This window comes from Bradyrhizobium sp. 87 (assembly GCF_023073015.1).
GTDB lineage: Bacteria > Pseudomonadota > Alphaproteobacteria > Rhizobiales > Xanthobacteraceae > Bradyrhizobium > Bradyrhizobium canariense_D.
This window is the reverse complement of the sequence record NZ_JADPIQ010000051.1, coordinates 23,822-37,338: the sequence shown is the minus strand read 5'-3', so window position 1 is coordinate 37,338 and position 13,517 is coordinate 23,822. Positions and strand designations below refer to the sequence as shown.

The window sequence follows — 13,517 nt, the reverse complement described above, 5'->3', positions numbered from 1 at the left end:
TAAAGCGGACGTGATCTCTCTCATCTGAGTCGCGCCATAAACGGCCCGGCCGCGATCTTGCGCTGGTTCGACACCTAATCATTTCTCATAGGGCGAATACATTGCAAGCAGACGATGACCAGCACGCGGCTGACGCGAAGATGGCTTACGCTCCCGGCATGGCCCCCCAAGCAGAGCACATCGGTTTCGTATCCGCTTCATGGACCAGAGTACCGCCTCTTGCGCACGCTCTCCTACCGCGCCCGGCGATCGAGAGAGACGCGAGCCGACTTTTTATTCAGAAGCGCTTGATCTCGATACCGTGCCTTCTCAAGGCATAGCCAATCTGGCGCGGCGTCAGTCCAAGCAAGCGCGCCGCCTTGGCCTGTACCCACCCGGACGTTTCCATCGCGGCGACTACGCGCTCGCGATCTGTGACCTTGGCGGCACCTATGTTGGGTCGGCCGGGTGGCTCTAGCGGCGTCAGTTCGCTACCGACCGGCTGAACGTGTGCCACAGCTTGTGTCGGCGGCATGCTCAGCCTCGCGGGAAGTGAGATTATCGGGCTCGGCTGTCGTGCCACTTGCTCCAGCCCGCACTTCCATAGAGTGGCCGACAGGCATTGCCCGTGGCAGCAGGCAAAATCGTCTCTTACGATCGACGATCCGTGCGCCAGGGTCGCGGTCCGCTGCACACAGTTCTCCAGCTCACGGACATTACCGGGAAATCCGCAATTCATAAGAACGTCTATCGCACTTGACTCGAAGACCAGAGCACGGCCGTTCTCATTGTTGAAGTTCTTCAAGAATCGAGCGGCGAGAAGCGGAATATCAGTGCGTCTTTCGCGCAGCGGCGGCAGTAGCAGAGGAACCACGCTAATGCGATAATAGAGATCGGCACGAAACTCCTTCCTTGCCACCGCCTCTTCAAGATTCTTGTTCGTGGCAGCAATCACGCGGACGTCGACTTTGATCGTCTGATTGCCGCCCACCCGCTCGAACTCCTGCTCCTGAAGCACGCGCAGGAGTTTCGCCTGGAACGACGCCGAGATCTCGCCAATCTCATCCAGAAACAACGTTCCCTTGTCCGCGAGTTCGAAGCGACCCTTGCGCGCGTTGAATGCGCCCGTAAACGCCCCCTTCTCGTGACCGAACAATTCGGATTCCAGCACCGTCTCGGTAAGGGCTGCGCAATTCAGCTTGATAAAGGGGCGTTTGGCGCGCGCTGAACGCTCGTGAATAGCCTTCGCGACCAGCTCTTTGCCGGTACCCGATTCGCCACGCAACAGAACGGTGCTATTCGATTTTGCGATCAGCTCGATCTTCTCAAGCATCGCGCGCAGCGCCGGACTGTCGCCGATAATTCCCTCGACTTGGACCTTCTTACGCTCCCGGCCATGAGGCTTGAGCTCGGACGACGGCTGCGTCTGCAGCCGGAACTCCTCGTCCATAAGCCGCCCGCGGTCGCGCACAAAGGTGCAATGCAGCTTTGCCGTCTGGCCCAGAAGGCTTGCGACCATCGTCAGCAGGCGGAGGTCGTCCTCGAGCTGCGCATGCGTCCCGTGGTCTGCGATGCGGTCGATGCTCAGCGTACCCACAACTTTCTCGTCGATCTCTATGGGAACGCCGATGAAGGCAACACACGTATTACGGGCGGCGTCTAGCATCATCTCGACTTCCGAAAAACTGAAGATCGAATGCAGCGCTACGTTCTCGACGATGAGCGGCCGCCCCGTCGCCACAATTTGATCAATTGCTCCTTGCGGCAAGCGCCCCCCGCAACGCGCGTCGCGCCCTTCGCTCCGGCCGTCGTCTACGATGATCTCGGGCAGCCCGTCATGTTCGAACAGACATACGATGCCGCGCCGCATCTGCACGAGCGATGGCAGGCGCTCGATGACGCTCGCCAGCTTGGCTTCGAGCCGGGATAGGCCAGTGAGCGTGTGCGCTATTTCAAAGATCGTGCTTAGCGATTTCTCTTGCGACGGCGGAATAGAAGCGGAAGGGTCCGCGCCGGAGGTTGAGTTTGGTGTTTCGCTCAGGGAAACGCTGTCCAGCATAGTGACTTCTCCGTTCCTTTCTTGATCCTCCCCATCACCTCGATCGGACTTGTTAGACTCGTGTTGCATGCCTGCCTCGATCTGACATCCAGTTCTCAGGCCGGGGGCGAGAGATGACGGCTCTTCATGGCACGGCGGCAGCACTTACAGTGACTAGATTTTGCGCTTTATTCTTTCCAACTCGCTGCGCGGATTCGCCTGGCCAACATGGCTTCGATCGATGAAGCTGAGTTAGTCGGGTTCGCCAGGGACGGATTCACTCACAAGTGTTGCCCGCCATTGATCGGCACTTCGGCACCCGTGACATAACTTGCCGCATCTGAACATAGGAAGAAAATGACCTTGGCGACCTCTTCGGGTGTACCCACCCGGCGTAGTGGGATCTTTGGCACAAGATGCGCTTCCGTATCAGGCGACAAAATGTCCGTCTTGATTTCGCCGGGCGCGATCGCATTGACGCGAATGCCATGTGAGGCGTAGTCGTGCGCCATTTCGCGCGTGAGACAAGCGAGCGCAGCTTTCGACGTGGCATATGCCGTGCCTGCAAATGGATGCACCCGCGCTCCGGCGATCGAAGTCACATTGACGATCGAGCCTGACGCCGCTTTTAGCTCATCGAACAGACCTTGAGCGAGCAGGATCGGCGCCACCAGATTGAGGTGGAACACGCTCATCCAGGTATCGACTGAGGTCGCCAGCGACGTGAGCCGGGCACCGTTTGGCGTTTTTGGTGAGTTTCCGGCATTGTTTATCAGTCCCTGCAGCGGTGCGCCGGCAAGGCGCTCCTTTATCTGGGCAATCACGCGCGGTAGCGTCCGATGATCGCTCAGGTCGACTTCGATATAGCTATCCCCCTCTGAGTCCCATGGGCAGCGCACCGCGTCGAATGGTTGGCGCGCGCAAGAAATGATGCGCCAACCGGCTTCCGAAAACAATCTTCCCGTGGCGCGACCGATACCGCGCGATGCCCCGGTCAATACCAGCGTCTTCCGCTCACGCAGCGGACGGCCCGCTCCATCGGCGTGAATTGGACCACGAGGGTCCGTTTCCGACGATTTAGCTGCGACCGCGTTGTCATCTGGTAGACCTAGATTCACACGCGACTCCCTTCCGCTCCCCTCGCCCGTGCACCTGGTGCAGGATCCGGGCCAGAGCGAAGCAGGGCACAGGTGGCGCGCTTTTACGACGCAAATGGCAGGTTCCGAACATCTGGCCTGTTTGCTTTGCGACACCGGCAGCGCCGCAGCAATGGCTGTCGTCGAGCTCCCGGGTGCTGCCCACTGCGTGCGCTACGCCTCGAGCCAGAGGCTGGGGTTTCCATGGCGAGCTGACTGCGTCACCACTCCACGAGTGGTCTGTGGGTCATGCGCGCTAGACGAGATAGATTAGCTGCGGGCGGAGATCAGGATTTAATGGCCGGTTCGTCCAAGTTGCTCTCGGCCCGGTTACGCGCGGCCGCACATACGGCTCTTGAGCAATACCGATGGGCCGCCGGCCGCGCGGTTCATCACACCTCCGTCCGAAAGGACTCCGCGAGCGGAGCATGAACAAAGGCCGTCGTCCAGAAAACGAAAGCCCTGCCCAGCAAAGGCGATCCATCTACCGGACGCGCCTCCTTGCTGCTGGGACATTCTGTCGTGACTGTCTGTTACGTCAGATTTCCTCGCCGACCCGGACCGCCATTGCCGTGCTTTTCACCGTCTGGCCAGCGGCGGCGGACTTGGCTGGAGGATGACAGAACTGTAAGCTTTCCGCGCGACTCGACTTGCACCGGAGGGCCCGAAGTGTTGCCGGGCAAGACCGCCGGCCCTCGCTGGCATCCGCCTTACGCTTCTCAGGCGTTCGCCCTCCCACCGCACCGCATCCATGGTAGTGCGCCGGTCAGCCGTCGCTTGCGGGACGGAAGTCGCCATCCAACGTTCCTGCGACACGTTGCGAAACTCGACCGTGTCGAAGCCAGCAGTATCAGACCGATGATCTAGCCCGTCATTGTTCAGGCCCACATTCTGGCGCTTCAGGAAGCCGCGAAATGCTCGTATGGATTATCGATCAGGGTCAAGCGCTCCGGATTGCTCTGGTCGAATTCAATAATCCGTGGCACGAGCAGACGGGCATAGCGCGTGAAGGCGCTGGTGGGGGGAAAGCGGATCACGGTAGCGCACCGCGCAAGAAGATACATGTCGATGAGAGCGGAAGCTCCACCTTCAATTCCCATTTCCGCACTATGCAACGGCCCTGCCCGATCGGCCTGGAAACGTTTTGGTACGGCGAAGACATCGGGAAACAGACCCGATAGGCGATCGAGCACCTGTGCACTGTCCGTGCACAGGAAGACCTTTACAGGCTTTGGATATGGCAAAGCCTTGGCTTTACGGATTGCCATGCAAACCTGACGAAGGGCGAGCTCCGAATCGGCCCAGTACGGCGCATGCTCCATGATATCTTCGCCATTGCCGTGCCGAACATGAACGCCAATGATGCTATGGCCGCTAAAATGTTCCTCATACAAGGCGTCGATCCGCGCTTGAATCTCAGACCTGAGCTTGATGTTCCGAAAGATCAGTCGTTCGGCTGCCTCGCCACAACGCCACATCAGGCAGGCGTCACAGACAATGGTGTTGGCTTCGTTATCTTCTCTCGCCTGGAACAGCTCGGTCAGTTCGTCACGTTCTCGGAAGATCTGCTCATCCGGACGATTGATGCAGTCGATCGACGGCCTGTTCCACCACCGCGGGAAGAACGGTCCGGGAAACGAGAGCTGGTTGATCCGGTCATCGCAAATCACCGGTACCCCAGCGATGTCCTCAACTGGCTCGAAGAACACCGGAAAGGCGTTGCTGAACGGTCGGTCGATGTAGCAGGAACCGCGCCAGTCAACGACGAGCGTCCGCCCGGTCCGCTGCGCGTACGACCAGGCCGACGCCAATGACCAGAGGCAGTCACCGAAGCCGGTACGCCTCCGAGAAATAACAAAGCGTTCCTTGGTCAAGTTATCAAACCCTTCTCGTTGTGCAAGATCAGCTTTGTGTGGCGCACCTAGCATCTGCGATTCCGATCCACGCCAGTGGACGGCTGGTCACCGGGACGCAAGGCGATCAACCTGCAACCCTCCTCCACGGCACCGCGTTTGGGAGGTCATGCGAGAGGCCTCCAAAGAGCCCTGTTCCGCATTGCTCACCTTTTGCAATCACGCAGTCGGTGACGGATGCAGCCGTATACGGCGCAGATCCCAGAGCCCACGCAGTTCGTTCACGAGAGCTTCTCGCCTAGTCCTGTCAGAGGTGACCCTGGCGAGAAGATCGGCAAGAACAGCTTCCTTCTCAATTTGCATCAGCATGTCGAACAGGTCATGCGAGACGCGCACGCTCTCCTGGCTGGAGTGACCCATGCGGATCTCGCAGACTGTCTCCTGGCGTTCTCGGCCCGCATGAGCGCGAACCCGGTAAAGAGATACATGGGGCGGCAGTGATACAGCGAGTGCAGTCCAGCTTTCGAGCGTTGTCGCCCGCTTTTTGACGAGGAATGAACCGATTACAAGGCCATCCAGCTCGGTTGACAAAAACGCCGTAATCGCATCGGCAACGGAATCTACGATCGGTTCGGCATTGTTGTTGAACGACGTGTTAAGCAAAATCGGGACGCCTGTCCGGCTCTTGAACGCATTGATGAGTTCCCAATAGGCGGAATTGTTCGTGCGAGAAACCGTCTGCAGCCGAGCCGTACCATCGATATGCGTGATCGCGCCCAGCAAAGCACGCTTGGATTCCCGCACGCGAACGACGAAATTCATGAAGGGGTATTCTGCGCGACCATCCGGCAACTCAAAGAACGCGCCCGCATCCTCCTCCAGAACCGATGGTGCAAATGGTCGATAACTCTCGCGCTTCTTGACCATCGCATTGATCCGGTCCTTGTTCGCCGCGGGCCTCGGGTCCGCAAGAATACTACGGTTGCCGAGCGCACGAGGGCCGAACTCCGATCGGCCCTGCACCCACCCGATCACGGCGCCATCAACCATCCACTCGGCTGCTCTGGTTGCGACGTCAGCGGTCCGTTCAAACTCGAGGTGTCCGGCCCATCCCTGCAGTTCCTTTTCGATGCTATCGTCGCTGCCGACATCTGGCCCCCAATAAACCGCCTGTAGCCGCTCGCGGGGCGCAGGCTGCCCGGCCTCGTTCGACACCATCAGCGCCGCGCCCAATGCGCATCCGGCGTCATGCGCAGCCGGCTGCACGAAGATGTCTTCGAACAGGCCTGAATACAGGAGTTTTCCGTTCAGCGTGCAGTTATGGGCCACCCCGCCAGCCAGGCACAACCGTTTCATTCCGGTCGACTCACGGTAATGCCGCAGAATGTGAAACACGATCCGCTCCAGCGCCTCCTGCAACGATGCGCTCACATCTCGATGCTGTTGGGTGAACGGCATTCCCTTTCGCCGGACCTCGATATTGCGCAGCAATGCCGGGCCGATACGTTCGAGGTGAACGCGGTAGCCACCGTTTGCGGAGAGCTCATAAAATTGCGAAAAGAGCTCGCGATAGCGTGCGGGATCTCCGTAAGGAGCCAGTCCCATAACCTTATACTCGTCGAACAGGCCATAGCCGAGATATCGGATCGTCTCCAGATAGAACAGTCCGAGAGAGTTATTCTCTGGAAACGTCATAAGCTCGGTCATTTCGCTGCCTGACCCGACAGCCAAGAGACCCGACAGGAAGTCGCCACAACCGTCGATCGCGAGGACCAGGCTATCTTCAAAACCCGACATCGCCAGAGCGCTCACGGCGTGGGCCTGATGGTGGCCTACGAATGACACCCGGGAAGGATCAACTTGGGTACCGAACTCCGAGGCTAGAAGGTGCCGTAGCAGCAGATTCGCATCTAGGGGAATTGAGATTTCCGGTTGTGAGATGAACAACCGTTCGAGCATTGCATTGCAATAGGCTTCAGTAGCGTAGAACGCAATACGATCGACGTCGCGAAGCTCCACACCCGCGGCTGCAAGACAGTATTCGATCGCACTGCTCGGCAGCTTGTTTGAATGTTTGATCCGGTTGAGGCGCTCCTCTTCCACGGCAGCGATCACGCGCCCGTCCTTGACAAGTACCGCGGCGCCGTCGTGCAGAAACGTGCCCGGTAGCCCAAGGGGGTTTTCATAGACCCTGTCGAGGCCGCCACTCAATCCTAGACACAGCATCTTGTTCTCCGTTAATCCTGAGAGGCCTGTTGGCCCATTTCGTATCGCTTGCTTTGGAAGTAGGCCCCGCGGGGCCGATCAGGCACCGTTAGCTGACCAGACGCATGTAAGCGTCGCACGCGATTGGAAGTTCGCTAAGCCCGATATCTCATCTCGCACACGCGATGCTTCGCTTTAGATCTTATTCCTCTCACCGCATCAGGCGCTGCCGAAGGAGCACAGCCGAGACGAGGAAGGGGACTGCTGCGTAGATGCAAAGTGCGCCCACATGCAATCCGACGCTGTCAACCGGTCGACCAAGCATTGTTGGACGAATGAGATCGACCGAATGACTCAGCGGCAATAAGGCTGCGATGCGTTGAAATGAACCGGGCAACTGGCTCATTGGGAAGATCGTCCCGCTTAAATACATCATGGGCGTAAGAATAAGCGACTGGTAGAAGATGAAATAGTCGTGGCTCGGTGCAAGTGCTGAAACGACCATTGCGAGGCTCGCGAAAGTAACGCCAGTGAGGGCGATGGCTGGTAACGCATAGGGGATGGATGACCACTCTGCGTAACCCAGCGCGACGGCCACAATCGTGATCGCGGTCCCGGCGAGCAAGGCCTTGCTCGCTGCCCATGCCACTTCACCGAGGACAATGTCGCCGAGCGTAAGGGGCGTACAGAGCACTGCCTCCCAGGTGCAATTTGTCTGCATGCGAGCGTAAGCCGCATAGATCGTTTCGAAGGTTGCGGAGACCATCGCGCTTGTGGCAACCATTCCAGCCGCCAGAAACGAGATATATGAGGTGCCCTCAACACCACCTATGATCATTCCAAGGCCAAAACCGAGACCGAACAGAGAGCTCATCGGCTCGGCCAGATTCCCAAGAACCGATGCCAGAGCAACTTTCCGCCAAACCAGAAAATTGCGGCGCCATACCGCCATCCAGTTCCACGGATTAGCAGGGAGCGCCGGCGCAAAACGTTGCCACATCGTTCAGTCCTTTATCTCTCGCCCGGTTAGCCGCAAGAACACATCCTCCAGATTTGGAGGACGCTGCAGAAAGCGCAGATCCGTGCGGTTGACAAGCCGGAGGCGCACCTGCTCTGGATCCGTGACATAGCAGAACAGCGTCTCCCCGCTCACCTCAGCGCGCTGCACTTGGGGTCTAACCAGCGGCAGCAGTTCGTGCGGGTTACCGCCGTAAATCTCGATCACTTGGCAGCCGATCTGCTGCTCGATCAGCGCGCGAGGCTGACCTTCGGCGATCTTACGGCCGTGCTCGAGCACGCACAGGCGGTCGCACAATCGCTCCGCCTCTTCCATGAAGTGGGTGGTGAGAAGGATCGTTTTGCCGCGCCCTAATAACGAGCGCAAGCGTTCCCAAATCAGGTGACGGCCGTGCGGATCGAGGCCGGTCGTCGGCTCATCAAGGACCAAGAGCTGCGGATCGTTAATGAGGGCCCGTGCCAACGTCAGGCGTCGCTTCATGCCGCCGGACAGTTCGGCGACTCGCGCGTCCGCCTTGTTCTCCAGGCGTGCGAATTCGAGCAGTGACGGCGTGACCGCTTCCACCTCAGCCGCGCTCATGGCGAAGTAGCGCCCGAAAACGAGCAAGTTTTCGCGTACCGTGAGCTGAAGATCAAGGTTATCGAACTGTGGGACAACCCCGATCCCCCGGCGCGCCAAACGCGCCCGCGCCGGCACTGGCTCGCCGAGCACGCATATCTTACCTGCGTCGGGCGATGCAACACCCAGGATCAAACGCGCAAGCGTGCTTTTACCCGCGCCGTTTGGTCCCAGCAGACCGAAGCACTCTCCCGGCGAGACCGTAAACGAAAGAGCGTCCACGACGACCCTGTCGTCGTAGAACTTGCTCACCTGGAAAAGGTCGACTGCCGCGGTTGACATTTGCTTACGCCATCGCGACGGACGTTATTCCCGCCGCTTCCCCGCTTGCGCGCTTTTTTGTCCAAAGCAGGCCGTCACACCATACGTGATCGACGCGTCCCCACTGGCACGCGGCGGCAGCATCCGGGAAAAAGCCGCGTCCATGCAGATTGGCGCTGGTATTGCAAAGCAGCGGAATGGCTGTGAGCTTCTCGTATTCGACGAGAAGCTCGGCCACTTCATGCTGAGAGGTTCTAGAAACGGTTTGTAGACGAGCAGATCCATCGAGATGCACAACGGCGGGAATTTTGTCCCGCCATTCTGGTCGCGTCTGGTGATCGAACAGCATGTACGGATCAGGTATTCCAGGGCTAAAAATCTCCGCGGCACGATCCTCCAGGCATATCGGCGCTACCGGCCTGAAATGCTCACGAAGTTTGATGTCGTTGAGATGATCTTTCATTCCTTCCCAGCTCGCAGCCGCGAGAATGCTTCTGCCACCCAAGGCTCGCGGCCCGAGCTCGGCACGCCCGGCAAGGAAGACCACGGGCTTGTCGCAAGCGAGAATTGCCGCAAGTTGGCCCATAGTGCAGGGCGCGCCCTCCCATTCGGGCGGGACTTCGCTGGGACGCACGGCCGGTCCGCTGTAGACCGACCATTCCAGAGCTCTAAAGCCTTGCTGTGCCGCCAATGCAGAGCAAGCAGCACCAATGGCTGAGCCGCTGTCGTTCGGAAAGGGCGGCACCCACACGAAATCGAACAGGCCTGTCGCACGAAATGCACTATTCCACTTAATATTCAGGCCACAGCCGCCGGCTATGCAGAGGTTACGCGCCCCCGCAAGATTCGAATGCCGCTCCACCACATCAGCAATGGTGCGAACCAGCAGACGCTCTAGAAACACGTGAAATGACGCAAGGACGTCTTGGGCCTGTTTTTCCTTCAATCGCATTGCGCACGCATCGAAGAAGTCGTGCAGAGCTTCAAGTGGCGATTGTGAGCTGTTGATCTCTTCAAGCTCAGGACAAGCGCCCTCAGCATCCGTGGCAAAGTGGCCCTCATAAAGTTCATGAAACGTCTTAATACAATCCTCGTCGGGCGATCCCAGTGCGATATAGGCCATCAGCTTGCCGGCAATACCGAGATCCCAGCTGGTCCGGTCTGCCCGCCTGTAAGGTCCAAAGTGGTGTCCTGCCGTCGCATAGGCGTGACCTATTATCGGAAACAGGCACTCGATGAACCGGATGCCGTGGGGCTCTACATAGTAGAGGCGCGGAAAAATGCAGCCGTCCCACACCAAGCAGAAAGCAGATTGTCCGGATTTGGCAAACGAGCTGGCGCAGTATGCGGATGCTACGTGCCCGGTGACATGGGGATAGCTTTGATAGGGATATAGCTTCCCATCAAGCATGAGGCCGATCCGACCGCGGGACGTCAGGGGGCTATCGCCTTGCCGTTCGACATACGGCGCGCCCTTGAGCTTGATGGTCGTCGTCCCACTAAGGACTTCAAACTGTGACTCGAACTCTCCATCCCAGCCATCAATGACGAACTGATCAACATCGCTCGGATCCAGCCCGTGCTCCGCCAAGGCGCCAACAACGGCATCCAGGTTGTCGATAGTTTGATAACGCGGATTGTTGTTCAGCTTCTCCTGTTCGACACAAAACACCACCCGGCCGTCCTCGATCAGAGCGACTGCCCCGTCATGCGTCAACTTAATACCGCAAATGCGCATCGTAGCTCCTTTCAAGCTCGGCCGTTAGAACAAATCGAAGATCGCTCCGGATTGCGAAAGCGGACCAACAAGCAGTCTTCGTCAGCCGACTGCCCCTGGCACTGCACGCGTTCGACCTCAATGAGCGCTTCAGTCAACATCGTGATGACTGTCTCGGCGCCAGCGACATGCCCCCATCGCCTGCAGATGGCATCACGTGCAGATCCGAAGACCAGGTGCCCACCTGGAGCAAGCATCTTCACCAGCTTGTCGATTGCGGTACGCATCCGTGTCATGTCTTCGAGATAGTAAAGAACTTCGGCGACCACGATCAGATCGAACAGCTCTTCGGTCGAGAACTGCAGAATATCGGTCGCCGCCCAGCTGATATGCGACCACCTCTTGGTCCGCTGGACCGTTCGACCGATCGCTCGCGGCATAACATCGATGACCGTGAGCCGTTTGCAGTGAGGAGCAAGCTTCTCTGTGAATGCACCGGCCGCGCACCCGATCTCGAGGCCGGTTGAGACGGCGCCGTTCGACAGCGATAGCCGTAGCAATTGGGTGTGACGCTCACGTTCGAACGGATTGTCGTCAAGCCGCCACGGGTCATCGTTGGTCAGCTCCCGTTGCAAGGATTGATATGTCTTGTCCACGCTCACCACTAGATCCCCTACAAAGCTGTCAGTCAGTCGCGGCGGCAATGCCATCAGACGCGATCAGCTGCGAGGGAGCGCGCGAAAGACCTGCCCCGCGAATTGAGCCAGGCGCTTTCGATCCCGGGTTAAGGCTTGGTCCATTTGTCGCGTCTTCAATCGAGACATCGACGTCTGATGATTTCGCTACTTTGCGCGAGAGCCAGTCGCTGTTGCTCAAGGTACAGAGCGCATAGGCTTTCATCGGGAGCAGGAGGAAGATGTTGATCGGGGTGTGCAGCGAGAAGCCGATAAATCGAAGCTCGCCGGCACGGAGGGCCGCCACGCTGCATCGAACCATGGTCATCGCGACGATGGTCAGACCGGTCCACCAGGGCACGGTGCCGGTGAGCGCGAGCTGAGCGAGCGCGGCAATCGATGAGATGGCGAGCAGCAGCGGCCCGAGGTTCTGTCCGAGCACGTCGAGCGTAAGGTACCGGTCCAGGCCGGGCAACAGGTGCAAGCCCAACAGCGTGTCGCGGTAAGTGCTCCGCGCCCAGCGGAGCTGTTGCCGCAGATAGGGCAAGAGCCTGTCCGGGACCACCGTGGCGGCGATGGCGTCCGGAACGTACTCGGTTCGAAACCCTGCCTTGAGCATGAGGATCGTCAGATGGCGGTCCTCACCGAAGTCGCTCGGCTTTCCCCGGAAGAACTGCGTCTCGTACTGGTCCAGCAGCAACAGCAGCGCGGAGCGGCGGTACATGGCACACGGCCCGCAGCAGCACATGACGGCACCAAAGCGCGTCTGCGCCGCGCGCTCCTCGTTGCAAGCCAACCAGTACTCCATGTCGATCAATCGGGTCAGCCAGCTGTCGTTCCGGTTGCTGGCCGTCAATTGGCCCATGGCCGCGCCGACGGCTGGATCCTGCATCTTGCGTACGAGTTTGCTGACCACGTCGCTGGCGATTTCCGTGTCGGAATCGACGTTGAGCACGAGATCGCCGAACGACCGGCGTATCGCTGCGATCTGCGCCTTGCGCTTTCCAACGTTGCTTGGCAGCAGAATGACGTTGAACCTCGGGTCATATGCGTAGCTCGCATGGACCGGGGCCACTGCTGCGACATTTGCAGAGCCGTCATCGACGACATAAACCTGCAATCGCCCTGGGTAGTCCTGGCTTGCAAGAGACTTCAGGCAGGCCGCCAGCGTGCGCGGGTCCTCGTTGAAGCAGGGCACGATGACGTCCACGCTGGGCAGAGCACCGGCGTCGGCCGAGTCGTACGGCGGCAGTGAGGCGTCGGTTCGCAGCGCATAAAGCGCCTGCGCGCTCTTATGGACGCTGGAGAGCAACGCGTATGAGGCAACAGCAACGGTGCTGATGGTGGCAAGCAGGCTCATGGGAATTGATCTATTCAGTTTGTTTGAGGAAGCGACCGGATTGCAAATCCACGGTCATGCAGTGCTGGAATGAGCTTGGCGAGCGCCGTCACAGTCTGGTCGCGCCGACCAGAGTGAGGGCAGCGTTCCAACTCGTCGGGAGGGCACCCGTCGTGCAGGAGCACGATCGCCCCCGGGCGTACCGAGGCCAGCACCGCGGCAACAATCGCCTCGCCGCCAGGACGAGACCAGTCTTGCGGGTCGACTGACCAATGCAGGGCTGCCAGTTCGGCCTTCGCCGACGCGGCGAGGGCCTCCTTGGTCCAAGTCCCATACGGCGCACGCATGTGCCGCACAGAGGCTCGCGGGCAGGCCATTCCGATGACCTTGTTCGTTGTGAGGATCTCGTATTCCACCTCATCGGGCTTGCATTTGGATAAATCCGGGTGCGTCATTGTGTGGTTTGCGATTTCGTGCCCTTCTGCGACGATGCGCTGCATCAGCTCCGGCTGACCCGCTGCATATGCACCGATCACGCAGAAGGTGGCGGGGGCCCGATGCTGCGCCAGCACATCTAGGATAGCCGGCGTGCAATGCGGGTTGGGCCCATCATCAAATGTAAGATAGACGCAGTGCTCTCCGCCGGGGTCGGCGTAGTCGCTCCGGGCTTTAATTTCGC

Annotated in this window: 10 protein-coding genes; all 10 read right to left on the bottom strand. The window is 59.2% G+C overall.

Translation table 11 applies throughout. The features are described from left to right. Positions 1 to 277: 277 nt before the first annotated feature. The gene (nifA, locus tag IVB50_RS13830; protein ID WP_247296045.1) at positions 278 to 2,038 is read right to left on the bottom strand and encodes a nif-specific transcriptional activator NifA; all 1,761 of its coding nucleotides are present in this window, start codon (positions 2,036 to 2,038) and stop codon (positions 278 to 280) included. A 260-nt stretch (positions 2,039 to 2,298) separates the two neighbouring features. Then, on the bottom strand, positions 2,299 to 3,135 hold the full coding sequence (locus IVB50_RS13825) for an SDR family oxidoreductase (protein WP_247296043.1): 837 nt from the start codon (positions 3,133 to 3,135) through the stop codon (positions 2,299 to 2,301). A gap of 917 nt (positions 3,136 to 4,052) precedes the next feature. Beyond that, complete coding sequence (locus tag IVB50_RS13820) at positions 4,053 to 5,027, bottom strand: nodulation protein NodZ (RefSeq protein ID WP_026232960.1); 975 nt, start codon at positions 5,025 to 5,027, stop codon at positions 4,053 to 4,055. A 198-nt stretch (positions 5,028 to 5,225) separates the two neighbouring features. After that, positions 5,226 to 7,232 carry a carbamoyltransferase gene (locus tag IVB50_RS13815; RefSeq protein ID WP_247296040.1) on the bottom strand — a complete coding sequence of 669 codons (2,007 nt, stop codon included), beginning with the start codon at positions 7,230 to 7,232 and terminating at the stop codon, positions 5,226 to 5,228. A 190-nt stretch (positions 7,233 to 7,422) separates the two neighbouring features. After that, positions 7,423 to 8,211: an ABC transporter permease gene (locus tag IVB50_RS13810; RefSeq protein ID WP_026232959.1), complete on the bottom strand. Its 789-nt coding sequence runs from the start codon at positions 8,209 to 8,211 to the stop codon at positions 7,423 to 7,425. 3 nt (positions 8,212 to 8,214) lie between these two features. Then, positions 8,215 to 9,129: a nodulation factor ABC transporter ATP-binding protein NodI gene (gene nodI / locus IVB50_RS13805; protein ID WP_018455479.1), complete on the bottom strand. Its 915-nt coding sequence runs from the start codon at positions 9,127 to 9,129 to the stop codon at positions 8,215 to 8,217. Positions 9,130 to 9,133: 4 nt separating this feature from the next. Beyond that, positions 9,134 to 10,846, bottom strand: a complete 1,713-nt coding sequence (gene nodU / locus IVB50_RS13800) for a nodulation protein NodU (RefSeq protein ID WP_247296038.1) — start codon at positions 10,844 to 10,846, stop codon at positions 9,134 to 9,136. Between the two features lie 11 nt (positions 10,847 to 10,857). Next, positions 10,858 to 11,487, bottom strand: coding sequence for a nodulation methyltransferase NodS (gene nodS, locus IVB50_RS13795; protein ID WP_247296035.1), 630 nt, complete (start codon positions 11,485 to 11,487; stop codon positions 10,858 to 10,860). Positions 11,488 to 11,509: 22 nt separating this feature from the next. Further along, positions 11,510 to 12,859: a chitooligosaccharide synthase NodC gene (nodC, locus tag IVB50_RS13790; protein WP_247296033.1), complete on the bottom strand. Its 1,350-nt coding sequence runs from the start codon at positions 12,857 to 12,859 to the stop codon at positions 11,510 to 11,512. 14 nt (positions 12,860 to 12,873) lie between these two features. Further along, positions 12,874 to 13,512 carry a chitooligosaccharide deacetylase NodB gene (nodB, locus tag IVB50_RS13785; protein ID WP_247296063.1) on the bottom strand — a complete coding sequence of 213 codons (639 nt, stop codon included), beginning with the start codon at positions 13,510 to 13,512 and terminating at the stop codon, positions 12,874 to 12,876. Positions 13,513 to 13,517: the final 5 nt, after the last annotated feature.

Coding starts and splice junctions, on each gene's coding strand:
- IVB50_RS13810 (WP_026232959.1), bottom strand. CDS start 8,211: ATGTGGCAACGTTTTGCGCCGGCGCTCCCTGCTAATCCGTGGAACTGG.
- nodI (WP_018455479.1), bottom strand. CDS start 9,129: ATGTCAACCGCGGCAGTCGACCTTTTCCAGGTGAGCAAGTTCTACGAC.
- nodU (WP_247296038.1), bottom strand. CDS start 10,846: ATGCGCATTTGCGGTATTAAGTTGACGCATGACGGGGCAGTCGCTCTG.
- nifA (WP_247296045.1), bottom strand. CDS start 2,038: ATGCTGGACAGCGTTTCCCTGAGCGAAACACCAAACTCAACCTCCGGC.
- IVB50_RS13815 (WP_247296040.1), bottom strand. CDS start 7,232: ATGCTGTGTCTAGGATTGAGTGGCGGCCTCGACAGGGTCTATGAAAAC.
- nodC (WP_247296033.1), bottom strand. CDS start 12,859: ATGAGCCTGCTTGCCACCATCAGCACCGTTGCTGTTGCCTCATACGCG.